Consider the following 21,016-nt stretch of genomic DNA (forward strand, 5'->3'; position numbering starts at 1 on the left):
AGGGTCTCGGGTGGTCGTGCGGGCGGTGCCGCCGGGCGGCGAGAGGGTCTCCCGCCGCCCGGCGGCCGTCACCGGACGGTCACTCGTCAGCCTTCGCCTGGATCTCCGAGAGCACGGACTGCGCGTCCTTGCCCTGCGCGACCTGCCCGATGAGGGACTGGATCGCCCCCTGCGTGGCGGACCACTTCGGGTTCGTCGACGGGTAGAACTGCGCGTCGGGGAGCAGGTCGAGGAACGGCGCGATCGTCTCCTTGTCGGCCAGCTCCTCACCGCCCGACTTCGTCACGGGGATGAAGCCCTCGGCGTCGACCCACGGCACGTACACGTCGGCCGAGTAGAAGTAGTCGAGGAACGCGGTGATGGCGTCCTGCTTGTCCTCGTCGTTCTTGAACGCCATGAGGTGGTCGGCGACGCCCAGCGTCACGGGCGAGCCGTCCTTGGTCGCGACCGGCGCCGTGCCGTAGTTCAGGTCGGGGTTCTTGTCCGCGATCTGACCGATCGTCGGGGGCAGGCCGACGATCATGCCGATCTTGCCCTGGATGAAGACGTCGATGAGCGGCGTGCGGTCCGTCGCGCCCGCGTCGGGCTGGGTCACGCCGTCCGTCGCGAGGCTCTGGAAGAACTGCGTCGCCTCGAGGTTCTCCGGCGTGTCGACCGTGATCTCCGACGCGTCGCCGTAGCCGCCGCCGTTGCCGAAGAACCAGATAGCCGTCTCGGCCTGCGCCTCCTCGGACCCGAGCGGGAGGCCGTAGCCGTAGGTGCCGCCGCCGAGCGCGGAGATCTTCGTCGCCGCGTCCTTGAGCTCGTCCCATGTCGCTGGCGGGGCCTCGGGGTCGAGGCCGGCCTGCGTGAAGAGGTCCTTGTTGTAGAACATCGTGCGAGCCGACGCGATGAACGGCAGGCCGTACTGCGTCCCGTCGATCGAGGCGTTCTCGACGAACGACTCCTGGAAGTCGGCGATCGTCTCGGGCGAGAGCACGTCCTCGGCCGGGTAGAGCAGGTCGTCCTCGACGTAGCCCGCGAACGCGTCGATGTTGAGGATGTCGGGCGCCTGGTCGGACTGGACCTTGGTGCGGATGACGTCGTTGATGTTGTCCCAGGACTGCACCTCGAGGTTGACCGTGACGTCCGGGTTCTCCTTCTCGAAGCCCGTGATGACGGTCTCCCAGAGCTTCTGGGTCTCGTCCGAGTACGTCGGGACGAGCAGGTCGAGCGTCGTGCCGTCGCCCTCGTCCTCGCCGCCACCGCCCTGGCCGCCGAAGCCGCACGCCGAGAGCGCCAGACCGGCCACCGCAGTGAGCGCCACCAGGCGCAGCGGGCGGCTCACCGGGGTCGTGCGCCGCGTGTTCGGGTCCTTCATGTCTTCTTCCTCCGCTTCGTTGCCATGAGGTCGATCGGTCCGGACCACGTGAGGCACGCGCCCGGGAGGAACGACCGGATCTGTCATCACCATTGATAGATCACGATCATTTCCTGCTCGTTACCGTCACATAGAAGCACGTTACGCGAGGTGGCGTCCAGAGTCGAGCACCTCCGTCACCAAAACGTCACCTTCGAGCATGACGCCGAGGGGCGGTGACCGCGCGGTCGGGCTCGGGCCGCGCGTTCGCGTCGTCGCTGCCGCGCGGCGGGCGCAGAGGTCGTCGGCGGTCGTCGCAGGCAGAGCGATCCGGAGCCCGGGCGTCCTCGGCCGACGAGGGTCGGCCGACTGCGGTCGCGCGCCGCGCCCGGCTCTCGGCCTTGAGTCGCGCGGAAAATGCAAAAGGCCGCTGATCTGCACTGGTGCAGATCAGCGGCCTTCGACCGGTGGAGCTAGGGGGATTCGAACCCCCGACCTTCTCATTGCGAACGAGACGCGCTACCAACTGCGCCATAGCCCCTTGAGCGGTGTACAGACTAACACCCCGGGGGCGGGGTCTCGCAAACCGGCCACCCCCGGGGGGAGCTACTCTCCGGCGACCCGACGGCGCGCGAGGATCTCGTTGAGATCGAGCCCCAGCGTCTCCGTACGGGGCTTGCGCTCGTCGCCCTCCGCCGGCTCGGGGGCGCCGGTCGCCGGGTCGCTCGTGCCTGCGGGCACACCCTCGGCACGGGTCGGCGCACCCGGCGCGGCACCGTCCTCGACGGCGCTCCCCGCACGCGCCGGCGACACGTCGTCGGCCGTGAGCGGAGCGGGCTCGCGACGCGGCGCGGTGGGCTTCATCGTGTACGTCGGCGGCGGCACGGGGACCGGATCCCAGGCGCGCCCCGACGGGACGTCGGCGCGCCGCGTCTCGGCACGCTCCGGAGCGGGCTCCTCGGAGTCCGCGCCGGCGGAGGCCGGCGGGCTCGCCGGGGTGCCACCCTCGCGTGCGGCCGTGGCGGTCGACGCCGGCACGGCGTCGGCCGTCGCCGCGGCGGAGGCTCGAGCGAGGTCCTTGGCAGTGACGCGCGGGATCATCTGGGTACTCACCTGCGAGCCGTGCACGGCGCGGCCGGTGACGCGGGGTCGCACGTTGCGCGGCGCGGCGGGGCTGCCGAGGACCGCCCCACGCGCCGCCCGTGCGGCGGCGCGGCGCTCGGCCAGCCAGGCGGCGTCGGACCGCTGCGCGGCGAGCACAGCCCGCCGGCCCAGGACGAGCACGAGCCCGAGGACCGCCGTCGGGGCGACGCCCGCCCACCACGGCACGAACCCGAGGGCGACGACGACCCACACCACGACGCTCGCGAGGAGCAGCACGACGGTGAGTGCGAGCCGGCGACGCGCCGCGGCGGCGCGCCGCTCGAGGAGGGCGAGCCGGGACGACTCACGACGTGGCTGCGCCCCGCGAGGGGGTGACGCGCTGACGGTGCTCCCCATGGCGTGCGATCCCTCCTCGTCGTGCGTCCGGCCGTCCGGCCGATCCTGCTGCCCTGCTCCCCCGCTCCCCAGGAGGGCGCGGGTCGTGACCGCCGACCCACCGCCCGGTCCGGCCGCGATCGCCGCGACGGCAGTGGTGCCGCCGAGCCTCGCGTCCCACCGGTCGAGCGCCCCGCCGGCCGGGCCGGCGACGGCCAGGACGCGCAGGGATCCCGAGAAGCGGTCCTCCGTGCGCGCCTCCAGCAGCTGCTGCCGATGACGCACCCGGTGCGGGACGTAGAACCCCAGCCACAGCATGACCACCGCGAGCGCGACGATCCCCGAGGCCGATTCCACATCACGACGGTAGGCGAGGCGTGCGGCGACGCCTCGCACGCGCCCCGGCGTGTCGGACGCCTCAGGTGGCCTCGCGCCGAGACGCCTGCCAGCGGGCGAGGAGCCCGTCGGGCACCTCCTCGCTCGTGATCGCGAACGTCCGGTGGTCGCGCCACGCGCCCTGGATGTGCAGGAAGCGCTCGCGCACGCCCTCGTCACGGAGGCCCAGCTTCTCCACGACGCGCAGGCTCGGCCCGTTCTCCGGGCGGATGTTGATCTCGATCCGGTGCAGCCCGAGGACGGCGAAGCAGTAGTCCGTCGCCATCGCGACGCTCGTCGGGATGATCCCGCGACCGGCGACGTGCTCGCTCACCCAGTACCCGATGCTCGCGCCGCACAGCGACCCGTACGTGATGGACGAGACGGTGAGCTGGCCGACGAGCTCGCCGTCGAGCTCGACGGCGAACGGCAGCGACGTCCCGGCACGCGCCTGGGAGGACAGCACGCGGACGTACTCGGCGAACGTCGGCGGGCCGCCTCCCGTCCCCGGACGCGGCGACGTGCCCTCCCACTGCTCGAGCCACTCCGCGTTGCGCGCGCGCAGGCGCATCCACGCACTCGCGTCGCGGCGGCGCAGCGGCCGCAGCACGACCGTCCCGTCGAGCGCGTCCTCCCGGAGCGTCACGGGCCACGGCTTGGCGACGGTCCACCCGCGCGCGATCTTGTGCGTCATCCGGCGGTGACCGTCCTCGGTGTCTCTCGGCGGGCACGGGCGGGTGCCCGGTCCTCGGTGCACAGGGTGGCACCACCGGGCGCCCGCGCGCCACCGGCCGGTGACCCGGGCACCCGACGGCGCCCGAGGCGGTCAGCCCAGCGTGACGACGACGCTCACCTCGGACCCGGCCGGCTGCGCGGGGATCGGGGCTGCCGGGTCGTGCGCGACGCCGTCGACGGTCACCGAGCGCACGCCCGTCGACACGTGGTCGGGGTTGCGGACCTCGATGTCGTAGACCGCGCCGCGCCACTCGCGTCGCACCTCGAAACCGTCCCAGTCCTTCGGGACCGACGGGTCGACGACGAGCCCGTCGAGCGCGAGGCGCACGCCGAGGACGTACTTGGTCACGGCGGTGTACATCCAGCCGGCCGTTCCCGTGAGCCACGGGTTCTGCGCCTTGCCGAACCACTCGTGGTCCCGGCCGTAGAGGAACTGCACGTACGCGTAGGGCTCGGCGCCGCGCACCTCGATGTTCTCGTTCTGGTGGTACGGGAGGATCGCGTCGTAGAACTGCACCGCCTCGTCGCCTCGCCCGAGCATCGCCTCCGCGATGATCGGCCACGCGTTGGGGTGCGAGAAGATCGCGGCGTTCTCCTTGATGCCCGGGTAGACGCGCGTGACGAAGCCGACCGTGTCGTCGACCTTCGTGAACGCCGGCCAGTTGAGGTGGTTGCCGTACTCGGAGCCGAGCAGCTCGCGCACCGCGTCCATCGACGCCTCGCCGCGCTCCTGGCTCGTGATGCCCGCGATGACGGGCCAGGCCTGGTGCTCGAGGAAGATCTTGCCCTCCTCGTTCTCGGCCGAGCCGATCTTCACGCCGTCGCGCGTGTACCCGCGGATCCACCAGCGCCCGTCCCAGAGCTGGGCGTCCGCGACCTTGGCGATGCGCTCGCGCTCGGCCGTGAACCGCACGACGTCCGCCTCGGCCCGCTCGTCGCCCGCCGCGGCGAGCGGCTCGGCGATCTCGAGGAACGCGCCGATCGCCCACGCGTGGAGGAACGTCACGAGCGACGTCTCGCCGCCGCCGAGGTTGAGGCAGTCGTTCCAGTCGGCGCGCAGGCCCAGCGCGACGCCGTTCTGGCCCACCTGCTCGGCCGAGAACTCGAGCGCCCGGACCAGGTGGTCGTAGACGGTGCCGGGCGTGCCCTCCGCGAACGGGATCTCCAGGTCGAGGAAGGACCGGTCGCCCGTCTCCTTGACGTACTCGACGACGGACGGCACGAGCCACAGGTGGTCGTCCGAGCACGTGTCCTCGAGGCCGTGGATGAGGTCCTTCGGGTCCACGGTGGGGACGATGGTGGGTGACGGGACGTCGGGCAGCTTCTCGGCGTCGGGGTCGAACGCCTTCGGGTCGAACAGGTGCAGGCCGTACCCGGCCTCGGTCTGCGCGCGCAGGAGCTCGACGATGCGCTGGCGCGTCTTCGTCGGGTTGGAGTGGATGACGCTCATGACGTCCTGGGCCGTGTCGCGGTACCCGAGGCCGGCGCGCCCGCCGACCTCGACGAACGACGCGAACCGCGACCACTGCACGCACGTCTCCGCCTGGAGCAGGGTCCAGGCGTTGATCATCGTGTTCATGCCCTCGTGGGGCGTGCGGATCCGGAGCTTGTCCTGCTTGGCGCGCCAGTAGCCGCGCAGGCGCTCCCGCTCGGCGTCCACCGTCGCGACGTCGGCGTACTTCGCCTGGATCGCGCGGCCGGCCTCGTCGCGCGAGCCGTACCCGAGCATGTAGACGAGCCGCTTGGTCTCGCCCGGCGCCAGGGTGACCTTGTGCTGCAGCGCGCCGCAGTGGTTCTGCGTCGTGGCGCTGGCGTTCGAGCCGTGCCCGCGCTCGATCGCGATCGGGTTGGCCTCGGAGCGGTACGGGCCGATGAAGCTGTCGCGCAGCGAGTCGTACGACGACGGCGTCTCGCTCGACGCGAAGTAGTGGAACGTCCACGGCTCGTAGTAGAAGTCGTACTCGATGATCCCGTCCTCGTAGGAGGACCCGGACGCGTAGAGCGACATCTGCAGGTTCTGGTTGTCGATCGTGATCGTGTGGAAGCTGAACTCCACGTACGACCCCACGGTGAGCTCGCGCACCTCGTCCGTGGTGTTGGTGACGCGCACGTCCCACAGCTCGACGTCGTCGTCGAGCGGGATGAAGACCGTCTGCTCGGCGTCGATGCCCTTGTACTCGGAGCGGAACGTCGTGTAGCTCAGGCCGTGGCGCGTCGTCCAGCGGCCCGCGCCGCCCGCGGGGTCGAGCTCCTCGCCCGGCCCGACGAACGGCTTGCCCACCGGCTGCCACGACACCGACCAGTAGTCGCCGTCCGCGTCGTCGCGCAGGTACACGTAGTGGCCCGGGCGGTCGAGCGGGACGCCGTTCTGGCGGAACCGCGAGATGCGCCCGTACTGGGAGCTCTTGTAGTACGAGTACCCGCCGCCGGTGCTGGACAGGACCGTGCACAGGTCGCGCGTCCCGAGGTAGTTGGTCCAGGAGACGGGGACGTCGGGACGCTCGACGACGTACTCGTCGCGCGCGGTGTCGAAGTGGCCGTAGCGCATCGTTGCTCGGGTTCCTGTCGTGGGGTGGGCGGGTGAGGCGGCGGGTGGTGACGGGTGCTGTCGAGCCGGGCGGGGTGCGGGCGTCAGACGCCGGCGGTGACGAACCCCTGCAGCCAGTCCAGGAGCTCGGCGGCCTTCTCGGGAGAGTCGGCCTCGACGAACATCCGCAGGACGGGCTCGGTACCGGAGAACCGCAGGAGCGCCCAGTTGTCGTTCTCGAGGAGGATCTTCGTGCCGTCGAGGTGCGAGACCGAGACGACGGCGTACGGGCCGACGTGCGTGAGCGGCTGCGCCTCGAGACGCCGGGGCACCTCGACCCGCATCTCCGGAGTCGCGGGCACGCCCGCCTCGAGCGTGTACAGGCGGCCGGTGATCCCGTAGATCATCGAGCGCAGCTCGGAGATGCGCTTGCCCGTGCGGGCGAGCATCTCCGCGACGAGCGCGCACGCGAAGATCCCGTCCTTGCCGAGGATCCAGCCGCGGACCGTCAAGCCGCCCGACGACTCGCCGCCCAGGACGGCGTCGATCTCCGCCATGCCCGCGGTGACGTGCTTGAAGCCGACCTTGACCTCGCGCGACTCCTCGCCGAGGTGGGCCGCGAGGCGGTCGAGCAGGTGCGTCGTCGCGAGGTTGCGCACGACGCCGCCCTTCTCGCCCCGCACCTCGTGCAGGTACCAGTACAGGAGCAGCAGCAGGTCGTTGGTCGAGATGTACTCGCCCGTCTCGTCGACGATGCCGATGCGGTCGGAGTCGCCGTCGGTCGCCATGCCGAGGTCGTAGCGCCCGCCGCCCTGCTGGATCATCGTCACGAGCGTGCTCAGCCGCTGCAGGTCGGGAGCCGGCGCGATGCCGCCGAACAACGGGTTGTGCGTGGCGTGGATGAACTCGGCGCGGACGCGCATGTCCGACAGGATCGTGCCGAGCGTCAGCTGGCTCGTCCCGTACATCGGGTCGACGACCACCTGCAGGTCGGAGCCGCGCACAGCCTCGACGTCGACGATCCGCTCGATCGCGTCGACGTACGGGTCGGTGAGCACCCGGTCCACGACGACACCCGTGCGGCGCGCGACGTCGATGTCGAGCGTGATGACGTCGTCGACGGACAGGGCGTTGGCCTCGTCCTGGTAGCGGTCCGTCTCGTCGTCGAGCGGCAGCGAGCCGTCCTGGCGGAACACCTTCATGCCGTTCCACTCGGGCGGGTTGTGGCTCGAGGTGACGATGATCCCGTACGCCGCGCCCAGGTACGGGGCGGCGAACGTGACGAGGGGCGTGGGGACGTCGTCGGGCAGGAGCGTCACCGCGATGTTGTTGCCCGCGAAGACCTCGGCCGCCGCGACGGCCGACTCGCGCGAGAGGAAGCGCCGGTCGCCGCCGATGACGACGCCCTTCGCGTCGAGGCCTCGCCGGATCGTCTCGTTGGCGATCGCCTGGCACAGCCGGCGCACGTTCGCGAGCGTGTAGCCCTCCCCGATCACGGCACGCCAGCCGCCCGTCCCGAACACGATCTTCGTGTCGGTGTTCTTCTTCGGGACGAAGAGCCGCTTGAGGACGATGTCCGCCGCCTGGGCCAGCTCGTCGGGCGTGTTGATCCCCCGCACCTCGTCCACGTCGACGATCCGGTACGACGAGATCCGTCGGCCCGCGCCGATGACACGGCGCGCGAGCTCGGTGAGGCGGTGCTCGCCGTCGGCCGCCATGCGCTCGAGCTCGGCGAACAGCAGGCCCGGCGACGCGACGTACGCCCCGACGTTGATCTCGGCCCTCGCCTCGGCGGCAGCCCCCTCGAGCTCAGACGACTCGAGGATCGCCGTGATCTCCCCCTCGGCACGCACGACGCGCCCGTACCCGTCCGGGTCGTCGACGACGGCCGACAGGAGCGACAGGTCGGCGCCCGTGAGGGTGTGCCGGTTGAGCAGGCCCAGCAGGGACTCCGACCGCAGGAGCGGGGTGTCGGCGTAGGCGACGAGGACGGTCGGGTCCGCATCGGCGCCCGTACCGAGGACCGAGGCGATCGCGCCGCGCGCCGCGAGGACGGCGTCGCCCGTGCCGAGCGGCTCGCCCTGCTCGACGTACACGACGTCCTCGCCGAGCAGCTCGCGCACCGTCGGGTCGTCCGGTGAGACGACCACGACGATCCGGGACGCGTCGACGACCCGGCGGACGTTCGCGACCGCGAGCTCGACGACCGTCGCGTCCCCGAGGGGCCGCGTGAGCAGCTCGCGCGACGCGGCGTCGTGCCCGGCGGCCAGCACGACGGCGGCGCGGGTCGTCGCCGGACGCGTGACGCCTCGGGCGCGCGGAGCCCGCGCTGCGGGGATGGCGGTGGAGATCGCGGGCGTGGTCGCGGTCATGGCGTCCTCACTGGTCGGCACCTTCTGGTCGGCACTCTGCCGGGCCGCCTCCAGACCCATTTGTCAGGAGTCCGTACTACCGCCTGGCCCCGATCATAGGCACCTCGACGGCGCGCACGGAAGCGGCACGGGCGCGACACCGGCGCGGCGCGCCCGGCCCTGGGCCGCCGCACGCCTCCGGCCGGGTGACAATAGGGACATGAGTGGCCTGGCCCAGCCCTACCCCCTGCACGGAAGCATCGAAGCCGAGGACGCGAAGGAGATCCTCCGCAAGGCCATCCGCACCAACCGCCAGACGAGGTCCGACCGGCTCCGCAAGGAAGCGGCCGCCGCGATCGCCGACGTCGTCGAGACCATCCCCGAGGTCGCCGCCGCCACGTGCGTCGCGACGTACGCCGCGCGTCCCACCGAGCCCGGCACCCTCGCCCTCCTCGAACGCCTCGCCGCGCGCGACGTCCGTCTCCTCCTCCCCGTGCTCGGCGCCGGTCTGCAGCGCGACTGGGCCGTCTACGACGGTCCCGCCGACCTCCAGGTCCGCGCACCCGGACGACCGCCCGAACCCGGGACGCCCACCCTCGGCCCCGACGCGATCTCGCAGGCCGACGTCGTCATCGCCCCCGCGCTCGCCGTCGACTCGCGCGGCGTCCGGCTCGGCCAGGGCGGCGGGTGGTACGACCGCGCCCTTGAGCACGTGCGCCCGGGGACCAAGGTCGTCGCCATCGTCTTCCCCGAGGAGGTCTACGACGCCGCGGACCGCCCCCTTCCGCTCGAGCAGCACGACAAGACCGTCGACGCCGTCGTGACCCCCCTGGGCTGGCGCTGGCTCCCGTAGCACTTGCTTCCACACGGGTCGGGTTCAACGCCCGCGTGGTCGGGCTGAGTGGTCGGGGTGGGTGGTGCGCTCGGGAGCGGCGGGGCGCAACCACGGACCGCCCAGCCCGAGCCCGACGCGGGCGCAACGACGGTCCGCCCGGGCTAGCCCGAGGTGCGCCGCGGCGCTACGGGACGAGGGTCAGTTCGTCCCTGCCCGCCTCGGCGACCGCGGCGGTCGTGAACGGCCAGGAGTAGGTCTCGCCCGCCGCCCAGGTCTTGAGCTGGTCGGCGTAGTGGTTCGAGGCCGGGTGGCCCGACGTGCCCGTGACGGTGACCCACGTGGAGCGGTCCAGGTCGTCGAGGTCGACGACCATGCGCATGGACGGGCCGGCCGTCACGGCGAACGACCCGGACGCGGCGTCCCACGCGGTCGCGTTGACGATCGACGAGCCGCCGGGCATGCCGACGGGGTTCGGGTTGACGTAGTCGCGCACGGGCCAGGGGATCGACTCCCCGCCGAGGACGGGGTGCTCGAGCGCGAGGACGTGCAGGTCGCCCCACGCCCAGTCGGTCGGGAGCTTGCTCTGCTCGACGGTCAGGTCGAGGCGTGCGGAGATCAGCGCCTGCGTGAGCACCTCGTCGCGCGTCTCGACGAGGTTCACCGTCTGCCGGTCGTCCCAGAACGGGTCGGTCGGGTTCTCCAGGAGGCCCTGGACGACGGCGAGCCAGCGGCTCCCGCCGCTCGGCCGGGCCGACTCGGGCAGGTCGTCCCAGAACGTGAGCTGGAGCAGGTTGCGCCAGACGGCCGCGAAGTACGCGGCTGCGGCCGAGTCGGTGTCGGTGCGGTAGTCCCAGTCGGCGAGGAGCTCCTGGCCCTGCGCCGCGAAGTCGTCGTCGATCTCCTGGTCGAGCAGGAGGGGCACGAGCACGTCGGCGTACGGGCTGCGGTCGTCGACCTGGATCTCGTTCATCGTGTCGACGTCGATGGTGCGGCCCGCGGCGATCTCCGCCTCGAGCAGCTGGCGGATGCGCTGCGAGCGGTAGCCGTAGTCCCAGTCCGTCGTGAGGAACGGTTCGACGCCGGTCGGGAGCACCGCCTGGTTCGCCGCGACGATGAAGCCCTCGGCGGGGTCGACGACGCGCGGCATCTGCTCGCTCGGGACGTAGCCCTGCCAGTCGTACCGCTCGTCGGAGCCGTCGCGCGGCCACGTGCCGTCGGACGGCACCTCGGCGTCGGGCACGGCCTGGCGCACCGGGATCTTTCCGGGCGCCTGGTAGCCGATGTGCCCGTCCGTCGTCGCGAACACGATGTTCTGGGCCGGGACCTCGAAGAGCGCCGCGGCGGCCTGCATGTCCTCGGCGTCTGCGGCGAGGTTGAACGCGAAGACGGCGTCCGCCGTCCGGCCCGGCTCGAGCGCGGTCCACTGGAGCGCGACGGCGTACTCGCCGAGGCGTGTGTCGAGTGCGGGCGTGCCGACGGCCGCCTCGAGCTGCGGGATCGCGGCCGAGACGATCGGGCCGTGCACGGTCGAGCGGATCTCGAGGTCGACGTCGTCGCCGCCCGCGACGCGCAGCGTCTCCGTGCGGGTCTCGAGCGGCACCCACTCGTCGCCGCGCAGGTAGGTGTCGTCGCGCACGCGCTCGACGAAGAAGTCGGTGACGTCCGCGCCCATGTTCGTGAGGCCCCACGCGAGGTCGGCGTTGTGACCGATCACGACGCCCGGGAACCCGGCGAACGAGAAGCCCGCGACGTCGAACCCGCACTGTGGCCCGACGTCGTTGCAGTGCAGGCCGACCTGCGCCCAGATCCCCGGAGCGCCGAGCGCGAGGTGCGGGTCGTTCGCGAGGATCGGCAGGCCGCTCGCCGTGTGCTCGCCCGAGACGACCCAGGAGTTCGACCCCGTGCCCTCGCCCCGACCGATCAGCACGGGCACGGCGTCGAGCGCACGGTCGGCGGACTCGAGGGCCGCCTGCAGGTGGTCGGACCCGTAGTCCTCCTGCGCCTGGGGGCCGAGCTCGAGCGCGACCTGCTGGGGGTTCTCGAGCTCGCCGGGCTGCAGGATCGGCGCGTTGACGTCGCTCGGGTAGGCCGGGAACAGCTCCGCGACCCGGGCCGTGTCCTGCATGGTGCCGTAGGCGAGCGCACGGTCCAGCTCGTCGTCGTAGTTGCCGCGCAGGTCCCACGCCATCGCCTTGAGCCAGGCGAGCGAGTCGATCGGGTCCCACGGCTCGGGGTCCGCGACGTCGACCTGCAGTCCGAGCACGGTGTACTCGAGCGCGATCTCGCTCGGGCTGCGGTTCTCGAGGTAGGCGTTGACGCCCTCCGCGTACGCCTGGAGGTAGGCCTTCGTCTCGGGGGAGACGATCTCCCACTCCCGCTCGGCCACCTCGCGCCAGCCGAACGTGCGCGTGACCGTGTCGGCCGCGATCGCGTCCGGGTTGTCGCCGACCAGCTCGGCCATCCGGCCGGAGGTGACGTGCCGGCGGTAGTCCATCTCGAAGAAGCGGTCCTGCGCCTGGACGTAGCCCTGGGCCCGGAAGAGGTCCTCGGGCGTGCCCGCGTAGATTTGCGGGACGCCCTGCGCGTCGCGGAGCACCGTGACCTCGCCCTGCAGGCCCGTGAGCTCGATCTCACCCGACGCCTGCGGCAGCGGCCGGCGGACCGTGACGACGACGAAGGCCGCCCCGGCGACGAGCGCCAGCACGACCAGCACGGCGACCGCGATCAGGACGCGGCGGCGCGTCGACCGGCGGCGCCGGGGCGGCGGAGCTCCGGTGTCGGCAGGGCTCGCGGGAGCAGCGCCGGGAGGGGCATCACCGGCAGGGGCCTCGGCGGGTTCGTGCACAGACACGGATGCGAGACTACCCCGGCCCGTGTCGCGCACCGGCCCGCGTATGATTGGCACTCGGAAGTTTCGAGTGCCAGGCGGTGTTGAGTCGGTCGGACCGCCGAGCCCGACCCGAGCCCGACCCGCCGCAGGCCGCTCAGCGGCCGTCTCGTGAACGAGGAGAACCCGTGCCCACCTACGCGTACACGTGCACCGCCTGCGGTCACGCCTTCGACATCCACCAGTCGTTCAGCGACGACGCCCTGACCGTCTGCCCCGAGTGCTCCGGGCGACTGCGCAAGGTGTTCTCGTCGGTCGGTGTGACGTTCAAGGGCTCCGGGTTCTACCGCACCGACTCCCGTTCGGGCGGCACGTCGTCCAGCACGCCCGCCGCCAAGCCGGCTGCCGCGTCCGGCTCGTCGACCAGCTCGTCGAGCGGCTCGTCGGGTTCGAGCTCCTCGAGCTCCTCGACGAGCACCTCCGCCGCCTCCTCCTGACCGGCGGGTCGCCTTCGGCGTGACGCCGCCGTCCAGGCCGGTCCACAGGCCACCGACCGCGGCTGCTGACGTCATCTGCCGCACGCGCCGTCCACAGGCGGTGGCTGCGACCGGCTGCGGCGCACCTGCTCGCCGCTACGGTCGGCGACCATGGCTCCCTGGTCGTCCCGCGCCCGTGCGTCGTCCGACGCCGTCCCTCGTCCGACGAGGTCCGCGTTCGCCCGTCGTGCGCGTGCGCTGTGGTGGCGCGGGCGTCTCGTCGTGGCTGCGCTGTGCTGCGGTGTCGCCGCGTCGCTGATCGTGTCGGCGGCGCGGCCTGCTCCGCCTCCGACGACGCCGGTCGTGGTCGTCGCACGCGCGGTCGCCGCGGGCGCGACCCTCACGGCTCAGGACCTTCGGGTGGACCAGGTACCGGTGTCGCTCGCGCCGGAGGGCGCGTCCGCGCGGCCCGACGACGTCGCCGGGCGCCGCGCCTCGGTGGCCCTCGCGCCCGGCACCCTCGTCCAGGGCTCGCTCGTCGCCGCGGGAGACCTCGCGGCCGCCGCGCCCGACGGGACGGTCGTCGCACCCGTCCGCCTCGATCCGGGCGTCGCTGCACTTCTGGGTGCAGGAGACCGCGTGGACCTGCTCGTCGCCTCGGACGGCGTCACGAGCGGCGCCGGCCCGGTCGGTGCGGCCGGCGCGGTCGACCCGGCAGCGGGCCCGACACCCGACCCGGGGACGAGTCCCGCGCACGACCCCTACCTGGCGCGCGGCGCCGTCGTCGTGCCGAGCCCCGAGCCCACGGACGACGGCGGGCTGCTCGGGTCCGGCGGGTCCGGGACCGACACGGTCACGCTCGTCGCCGTCCGTCCCGAGGAGGCCGTCCGGCTCGCCTCGGTCACGGGCTGGGCCACGGTGACCGCCGTGCTCGTCCCGTGACGCAGCCCGTGCCGGTCACCCGTCTCCGACTCGCCGGGCGACCCCGTTGCCCCACCACGCCGACGTTGGAAGGATCGCCCCTGCACAGTCGTGGCACCGCAGCCACGCGGGACCACCGACGTGAAAGGGATCCATCCATGCAGAGCGTGCTCAACGGGTTCAAGGAGTTCGTGCTCCGAGGCAACGCGATCGACCTGGCGGTCGGCGTCGTCATCGGCGCCGCGTTCTCGGCCGTCGTCACCGCCGTCGTCGACGGCTTGATCAACCCGCTCGTCGCAGCGATCTTCGGCAAGCCCGACCTCACCGACGTCGGCAACTTCACCATCAACGATGCAGACTTCAGTCTCGGTCTCATCCTCGACGCACTCTTCAAGTTCCTGTGCGTCGCGATCGCGCTGTACTTCTTCATCGTCCTGCCGATGAACCACCTCGCCGCGCGCCGCAAGCGCGACGACGAACCGGAGCCCGAGGCGCCCGCCGAGGACGTCCGCGTCCTCCAGGAGATCCGCGACCTCCTCGTCGCGCAATCGGCTGGCCCCGGCGGGCCCGCGGCGGGTGGTCCGACCCCGCCGCGCGACCTCTGAGCACACCGCATCCGCCGAGCAGGCGGTCGTGGCCCGTCCCGGACGAGGACGGGCCACGACCGCCTTCTCGTTCTCGAGCTCGACCGGCGTCAGTGGCGCCCGTAGTGCGGAGGCACGTCGCCCAGCAACCGCTCGTCGTTCGCGCCGGACGTGGAGCCGGGCCTCGCCTCGTCGCCCCACCCGTCCGCACGCTCGTCGGCGCTCGCACCGGGAACGGACGTCGTCTCGGTCCCCCGCCGCACCGCGCGGCGACCCCCGCGGCGCCGCGCCCCGCCGTCGGGCACAGCGGGACCGTCGGACGAAGACTCAGTAAAGCTGCTCACGTCCCCATCGTCCCACCCACGGCGAAGGGCCGAGCCGGACCGGAAGCGCCCGCGCCGCAAGCGCGCACGGCGGAGGATCAAGGTGACCCGCGACGTGGCGGCGCCGGGACGTGCGCGCCGTCGTGCCCACCCGCCGGAACGGAGAAGGTGAGCTGACACGGCGGGGTCGGGGGGCGTGCGCGCCGTCGTGGTCGGGCTTGGCGGGAGCGCCGCGAGGAACGAGCCGCGCGGATGGTAGACGGCGCGCACGCCACCCGACCCCGCACCCAGGGCGACCAGTCCCGCACGCCGAGCGACCCCGCCCGTGTCCAGGATCAGAGCTCGTCGTCCCCGTGCTGCTCGTCGTCGTCGATCACCGGCACGACGACGATCCGGTCGCCCCCACCGGTCTGCGCGACGCCCCCGGACTCGGGGAGCCGCGCGTCGCGCACGGCCTGCACGACCCGCCGGATGCGCTCGGCCTCCTTCGCGGGGTCGAGGAACGCTGCTGCGGACCACACCTGCGCGACGGTCCACCCGATGCGTTCGAGACGTTCGGCGACCTGGCGGTCGCGGACGCGGACGCTGCGCTCGGCGACGTAGGCGGCGTCGTCGGTGAGGACGGCGACGAGGAGCTCGCCGGGCAGGTCGGGGTGGCCGACGACGAGGGGGATCCGGTCGCCGTCGCCGATGCCGTAGTCGGTCTCGACGACGAGGCCGGCGCGCCACAGGCGTTCGGCGAGGTCGAGGACGAGGCGGTCGGGGCTGCCTCCGACGTCGACGCCGTTGCCGAGCGTGACCTGGTCGGCGACGCCGCTGCGCTGCTCGGCGAGGTCGAGCACCTCGGCGAGGAGCTTGGCGCCGGCGCCGCGTAGGCGCTCGGGGTCGAGGTCGCCGGCGGTGAAGCACGAGACGACGTGGAGCCTGCGACGGGTCGCGCCGACGGTGTCGAGGAGCATCGCGTCGGCGCCCGGCGTGTTGAGGATGCCGAACCGGTGCAGGACGCGCCCGTGGGGCGTGCGGCCGAACCCGACGGACAGGACGATGGTGTCTCGCACGAGGCCGGCGACGCCGGACACGTCGGCGACGACGACGGGCTCGGGCCGGGACGCGGCGAAGAAGCCGGCGAGCGCGGGGTTCTGCCGCACCTCGACGAGCAGCGCCTCGCGGATGCGGTCGGCGTGCAGCGGCGTGACGGTGACGATGGCGAGCGATTCGTCGGGGCGGGTCAGGGCGTGCTCGATCGCGACCTCGACGACGCGGTCGACCTCGGCCTGCGTGCTCTCGACGGCGCCCGAGACGGGGTCGGGCATCCCGGCGCCGTCGACGACGTCGAGCTGGACGAGCGCCTCGGCGCGCGGCAGCGGGGAGGGGCGCAGGACGCCCGCGTAGCCGTGCTCGGCGAGGAAGGTCGTGACGTAGGGGTCGCGGCGCGACCCGTCGGCGAGGAGCGTCACGGTGGGGAGGAGCTCCGCGAGGTCGCGGACGGTCGACGTGGAGGCGGCGCGGGGGTCGCCGACGGCGACGACCTGCCGCCCGCGGGCGAGCGCGGAGAGCACGAGCTCGACGGGCGCGTGCTCGATCGCGTCGAGCACGACGAGGTCGACGGTGCGCGTGGCGGGCACGAGGTGCGGGACGAGCGTGGGCGTCGCGACGAGCACGGGCCGCAGCCGTCGCAGCACGTCGGGGTGCTTCTCCGCCGTCTCGCGCAGGCTGACGAGCCGGCCCTCGAGCAGCTCGGTGAAGAGGTCCTCGGCCTGGTCGCGGTGCTCGCGCATGGCGACGCCGAGGTGCTCGCGCACCGCGGAGCGCACGGGGGCGCAGAGCGCGGCGACGTGGGCGCGGTCGAGCTCGCGGAACCGACGTGCGAGGGCGTCGAGCCCGGCACCGTCCTGGCCCGCGAGCGCCTGGTCCTGCGCGAGGACCTGCTCGAACACCGAGCTCCACCAGGTGAGCTCCAGCTCGGGCCCCACGAGGTCGGCCTCGACGCGCCGGGCGGCGAGGTCGGCGACCAGGTCGTCCAGGCCCGCGCCCGTGAGCCGGCGCAGGATCGCGGTCCGCGCGGGCAGGGTGTCGAGCGACTCGGAGTCCTCTGCGAGCGCCTCGAGGCGTGCGGCGAGCGCGTCGAGAGGCACGTCGAGGAGTCCGGCGCCCTGGGGCGTCCCGGCGAGCACGGGCTCGAGCTCCTCGACGTCGATCCGCACGGCCTCGTGCGTGTCCTCGATGGCGGACAGGCCTTCGGGCAGGGTCGGCCAGCCGCCGCGCGGGCACTGCGCCTGCCAGACGGCGCGCTGCGCCTGCACCTCGATGAGGGCGGTGTGCAGGTCGGGCACGCGGACTCCGGGACGCACCATGTCGCGTGCCTGACGGCGCAGGCGTCGGCGCACGAACCAGCCCATGTCGATGCCGCGCTCCTCACGCCACGCGCGCGTCGCGGTCGCCTCGACGAGGTCCTGCGCGGTGCGCTCGAAGATCATCGGCTGGAAGACGTCGAGCGTGCCGCGCATGCCGCCGAGCATGGCGAGCTGGTCGCCCCACTGGCGCAGCGTCGTCGCGGGCGTGAGTCCGGTCCTCTGCGCGACCTGGTCGACCTGCGCGCGCAGCTGCGGGAGCGTGTGGGTGCGCAGGCGCTCCACGCGCACGAGCGCGTCGTGCGCCTCCTGCGGGGTGGTCAGGCCCGCTCCGGACCAGGGCGTCGCCGTCGCCCGTGCGGTGAACGCGCCGAGCTCGGCCGCGGCGCGCAGGTCTTCGGCGAGCTGTACCCGCAGCGGTCCGACGGCGAGCACCGCCTCGGGCGTGAGCCGTACCCGCGTGTCGGGCGCGGGCCGTTCGGCGGTGAGCCGTGCGAGGGCCTGGAGGGCGTCGTAGGCCGAGACGTTCCACGGCTCGCGGACGAGGTGCAGCGCCTCGATGTACCCGCCGAGCCGGGCGCGCGAGCCGAGGAGCGCGTCGCGGGTGCGCGCGAGCTCCTCGTCGTCGACGGTCTCGGGCTCGCTCGCCATCGCCGCGAGCAGCCGGTGGGACGCCGTCTCCCGCCAGGTGGGCTCGGGGGCGATGTCGAGCACGAGGCCGCCGAGGCCGAGCGCGTCGAGGCGCGCGACGAGCGCGTCGGCCGCGCGGCGGTGCCCCGGGACGTAGAGCACGTGCCGTCCGGACGCCGCGGCCTCGGCGACGACGGCGGCGAGGGTCCCGGCGACGTCCGACCCCGCGGGCGCGTCGACGAAGAGGTGGGACCCGCTCGCGAGGACGTCGACGACGTGCCGCTGCGACGGGTCGAGGTCGCCCGCCCCGCGCTCGTGCACGGGGTCCGCGTCCCCGACGCGGGGGGTGGGCAGCTCGCGCCGCAGCGCGGCGGCGGACGTCTCGTCCCCGGCGATCGCCGCGACGACCTCGTGCCGCTCGAGCGCGGGCGCGAGCTCGTCGAGGTCGTCGACCAGCACCTGGCCCGGGTGGACGAAGGTCCCGACGAGGACGCGGTGCGTCAGCTCGAAGTCGCCGAGCACGGCGCGGCCCAGCGCGGTGATGCGCGCCATGGCGTCGTTCGGGTCGAACCCGGCACCGGTGAAGGTCGAGCGCGCGAGGGTCACCGGGTCGAGCAGCGCGCCGTGCGCGCGCAGGGTGCGTGCCAGCAGCGGGTTGATCTCCGCCGTCGGCTCGAGCGTGAGCTCGTAGTCGGTCTCACCGTCGCCGCGCGGGGTGACGGTGAGAGGCCGCAGCAGGACGGGCGCGCGAACCGTCCGGGGCGCTGGCGCCTCCGCAGGGCCTCCCGGTGCCGGCTCGTCACCGGCTCTGGCGGGTACCGCGTCGACCGGTGGCTCGTCGTGCGGGTCGTCGTCGTCCCGGGCAGCGGGCTCCCCGTCCGCGTCGGGCGCCGGGACGGGGACGACCGGCGGCGTCAGGGTCGTGGTCCCGCGGCCGGCGACGCGCGCGAGCGCGGCGACGTCGTCCTCCGGCAGCGGGGTGCCGGGGTCCTGGGTCCAGGTCGCGACACCGATCGCCAGGTAGGTGGGCGCGACGCCGTAGCGCTGCGCGTGCTCGGCCGCGCGCACGACGACGGCACGCGCCCGACGGCGTGCGGCCGGGAGCGATCCGCCCTCCCGAAAGAGGTTCGCCAGGCGCGTGGGCCGGCCCGCGAAGAGCTGCGCGACGCCCGACGGGTGCGCCGCCGTGAGGTCGACGACCGCGTCGCCCAGGAGCGAGATGTCCGCGAGCGAGGAGCCTCCCGCGAGCTCGACCAGGCCCGCGCGCCAGCGCGTGACGGCCTGCTCGACGAGGTCGGCCGTGGTCGGCTCGGTCACGAGCACGGGACGCGGGTGGTCGGCTCCCTCTTCGTCGGGGTGCGCTCCTGCGGGGGTCTCGGGGGCGTCGTCGTGCAGCCGAGCAGGATCGGCCACGCTCCGGGCGGCTGAGCTGGTGCGGGCTGCGGCGTTCACCCTCCGACGCTAACCGCAGTGGCGCACAGGGCCCGCCACGGCACGCCGGGCGCGTCACGACACGATCGTGGAGACGTCGCGGCCTGCTCGGACGAAGACCGCGCGCCGACGACACCGAGGAAGAACTGCGAGGTCAGAGGTGTCCACGTGCGGGGACGACGAAGGCCCCGGAACGCGATTCTCTGCGTTCCGGGGCCTTCGTCGAACGTCATTCCAGGATGCTCTCCCGGAGAAGTATGAAACAGCGCGCACCGCGCAGGGGGCAGGCGATGCGCGCTGTCGAGGACTATCTTGCACGGCCCGATGGCTGGCGTCAACACGGCTCCGCAGACCTGGACGGGTGAATCGGGGAAAGGTCGGAAGCCACCCTGAGAACGACCTGGACGAGCGTCCACAAGAACTGTGCGTTTCCGCGAATAAGGTGCGGTAGGGGCGGGCGGTCCCGAGGTGACGAGCATCACACCGCAGGCGTGGGGCGGCTCGTCGGAGCGGGCCGCTGGTCGCCGTGCGCCGTGCGCGGTGCTCCTGCAGGCTACGCCCCCGCCCGGGCCCGTCCCGGCCTCTCGAGGCCTCTCTCCGAGGCGTCACAGGATCTTCTCGGTTCCTCACGGCGCCGGGCACGGCACCCCTGAGCGAGGTCCACACCGCCCGCCTACCGTGGAGGGACGCCCGTGGCCCGACGCCGGTCCTGCGGCGCGCGGCCGTCCCACCCGGCCGGTGGCGGCGGGCGACCAGCCCGACCAGCCTCGACGACCGGAAAACGCACCACGTGACGACACCCCCTGGCAGCACCCGCGACACCGCGCCCACGACCGAGGAACCTTCCGCCAAGGAGCGCGAGGCACCTGCCCGGCTCTCGCTCACCCAGATCCTGGCGAGCGCCCTGGCGGCCGTGAGCACGACCCTGCTCCTGTCGTACTTCGGCACGGCCGGCACGATCATCGGTGCCGGGATCGCGAGCGCCCTCACCGTCGTCGCGAACTACGTCTACACGCGGTCGATCCAGAAGACTCGTGAGCAGCTCGTGCCCGTCGTCGGCAAGGTCGTCCAGGTCACCACCGGGGCGAGCGTCCCGCGGGACCGCGGCGCGACGGCGCGCGTCGTCGCCGTGCCCCGCGGCACCGACCCGACGGCCACGCCGGAGGCCGTCGACGCCTCCGCGGGCGAGGCGGCCGTCCACCGCGACGGGGACGCCGCGCCGGGCGATGCGGTCGCGGCCCCCGAGCCCGCCCTGCCGAGCAGGTGGTTGCGGCTCGTCGACCGGTACGGCCGAGGACGCGTGCTGACCGTGACGGCGCTCGTGCTGTTCGTCCTGGTCATGGGCGTCGTCCTCGTCGTCGAGCTCGCGATCGGCAAGCCGATCTCCGACGCCGTGCGCGGCCAGGAGGGCGCAGGGACGTCGATCAGCAGGACCACGACGCCCGGCGACGGCGCCGTGAAGCCGTCGCCGGACCAGCCGTCCGACGGCGGCACCCTGCCGACCGACGACCCGTCGTCCGTCCCCACCGACGGCACGACGACCGAACCGGCCCCGGCACCCACGCAGGAGCCGACGGACGAGCCGACCGACGGCTCGACCGACAGCCCCTCCCCCGCACCCGTCGACCCCACGACACCCGACGGGGACACCGGTGGCACGGGCGGGACCGGCTCCGACGGCGAGGGCGGGACCGGCGAGCCGTCGACGGGCACGGGTGGCACACCGCCGGGCGGCGGCATGGGGTCCGGCGGCGCAGGCGCGGGCGACACGTCGGGCGGATCGGCCGAGCCCACCCCGGCTCCGACGACGTCGTCGTCGGCCTGAGGGACGG

At 73.4% G+C, this 21,016-nt stretch carries 13 protein-coding genes and 1 tRNA gene; 5 read left to right on the forward strand and 9 right to left on the reverse strand.

The genetic code is table 11. The annotated features are described in order from the left end of the window. Positions 1–79: 79 nt before the first annotated feature. The 6 genes from ACMXGY_RS16360 to ACMXGY_RS16385 all read right to left on the reverse strand — a co-directional run bounded on the left by ACMXGY_RS16360 (position 80) and on the right by ACMXGY_RS16385 (position 8,827). A complete protein-coding gene (locus ACMXGY_RS16360; RefSeq protein WP_483774041.1) occupies positions 80–1,360 on the reverse strand; it encodes an extracellular solute-binding protein in 1,281 nt (426 codons plus the stop codon). Positions 1,361–1,807: 447 nt separating this feature from the next. After that, a tRNA-Ala gene (locus ACMXGY_RS16365) sits at positions 1,808–1,880 on the reverse strand. Positions 1,881–1,945: 65 nt separating this feature from the next. Then, entirely contained in the window at positions 1,946–3,175 is a 1,230-nt protein-coding gene (locus tag ACMXGY_RS16370; protein WP_483774042.1) for a hypothetical protein, read from the reverse strand. 61 nt (positions 3,176–3,236) lie between these two features. Further along, positions 3,237–3,887, reverse strand: a complete 651-nt coding sequence (locus tag ACMXGY_RS16375) for a GNAT family N-acetyltransferase (RefSeq protein ID WP_483774043.1) — start codon at positions 3,885–3,887, stop codon at positions 3,237–3,239. 132 nt (positions 3,888–4,019) lie between these two features. Then, the gene (locus tag ACMXGY_RS16380) at positions 4,020–6,476 is read right to left on the reverse strand and encodes a glycoside hydrolase family 94 protein (RefSeq protein WP_483774044.1); all 2,457 of its coding nucleotides are present in this window, start codon (positions 6,474–6,476) and stop codon (positions 4,020–4,022) included. Between the two features lie 83 nt (positions 6,477–6,559). Beyond that, positions 6,560–8,827: an NTP transferase domain-containing protein gene (locus tag ACMXGY_RS16385; protein WP_483774045.1), complete on the reverse strand. Its 2,268-nt coding sequence runs from the start codon at positions 8,825–8,827 to the stop codon at positions 6,560–6,562. 199 nt (positions 8,828–9,026) lie between these two features. On the opposite strand from ACMXGY_RS16385, the gene ACMXGY_RS16390 reads away from it, so the two are divergent. Continuing rightward, a complete protein-coding gene (locus ACMXGY_RS16390; RefSeq protein WP_483774046.1) occupies positions 9,027–9,659 on the forward strand; it encodes a 5-formyltetrahydrofolate cyclo-ligase in 633 nt (210 codons plus the stop codon). 166 nt (positions 9,660–9,825) lie between these two features. Here ACMXGY_RS16390 and ACMXGY_RS16395 read toward each other — a convergent pair whose 3' ends face one another. After that, entirely contained in the window at positions 9,826–12,345 is a 2,520-nt protein-coding gene (locus tag ACMXGY_RS16395) for a penicillin acylase family protein (protein ID WP_483776882.1), read from the reverse strand. A 311-nt stretch (positions 12,346–12,656) separates the two neighbouring features. On the opposite strand from ACMXGY_RS16395, the gene ACMXGY_RS16400 reads away from it, so the two are divergent. The 3 genes from ACMXGY_RS16400 (at position 12,657) to mscL (ending at position 14,470) form a co-directional block, all read left to right on the forward strand. Continuing rightward, the gene (locus ACMXGY_RS16400) at positions 12,657–12,965 is read left to right on the forward strand and encodes an FmdB family zinc ribbon protein (RefSeq protein ID WP_483774047.1); all 309 of its coding nucleotides are present in this window, start codon (positions 12,657–12,659) and stop codon (positions 12,963–12,965) included. 150 nt (positions 12,966–13,115) lie between these two features. Continuing rightward, positions 13,116–13,886, forward strand: a complete 771-nt coding sequence (locus ACMXGY_RS16405; RefSeq protein ID WP_483774048.1) for an SAF domain-containing protein — start codon at positions 13,116–13,118, stop codon at positions 13,884–13,886. 137 nt (positions 13,887–14,023) lie between these two features. Further along, complete coding sequence (mscL, locus tag ACMXGY_RS16410; RefSeq protein ID WP_483774049.1) at positions 14,024–14,470, forward strand: large conductance mechanosensitive channel protein MscL; 447 nt, start codon at positions 14,024–14,026, stop codon at positions 14,468–14,470. A gap of 89 nt (positions 14,471–14,559) precedes the next feature. On the opposite strand, the gene ACMXGY_RS16415 is transcribed toward mscL, so the two are convergent. Next, positions 14,560–14,793 carry a hypothetical protein gene (locus tag ACMXGY_RS16415; protein WP_483774050.1) on the reverse strand — a complete coding sequence of 78 codons (234 nt, stop codon included), beginning with the start codon at positions 14,791–14,793 and terminating at the stop codon, positions 14,560–14,562. Positions 14,794–15,107: 314 nt separating this feature from the next. Then, positions 15,108–19,205: a hypothetical protein gene (locus tag ACMXGY_RS16420; RefSeq protein ID WP_483774051.1), complete on the reverse strand. Its 4,098-nt coding sequence runs from the start codon at positions 19,203–19,205 to the stop codon at positions 15,108–15,110. 769 nt (positions 19,206–19,974) lie between these two features. Here ACMXGY_RS16420 and ACMXGY_RS16425 point away from each other — a divergent pair. Continuing rightward, positions 19,975–21,009, forward strand: coding sequence for a hypothetical protein (locus ACMXGY_RS16425; protein ID WP_483774052.1), 1,035 nt, complete (start codon positions 19,975–19,977; stop codon positions 21,007–21,009). The last annotated feature ends 7 nt before the right edge of the window (positions 21,010–21,016 follow it).

The sequence above is a fragment of the Cellulosimicrobium sp. G4 BAM 1002 genome, from assembly GCF_057126935.1.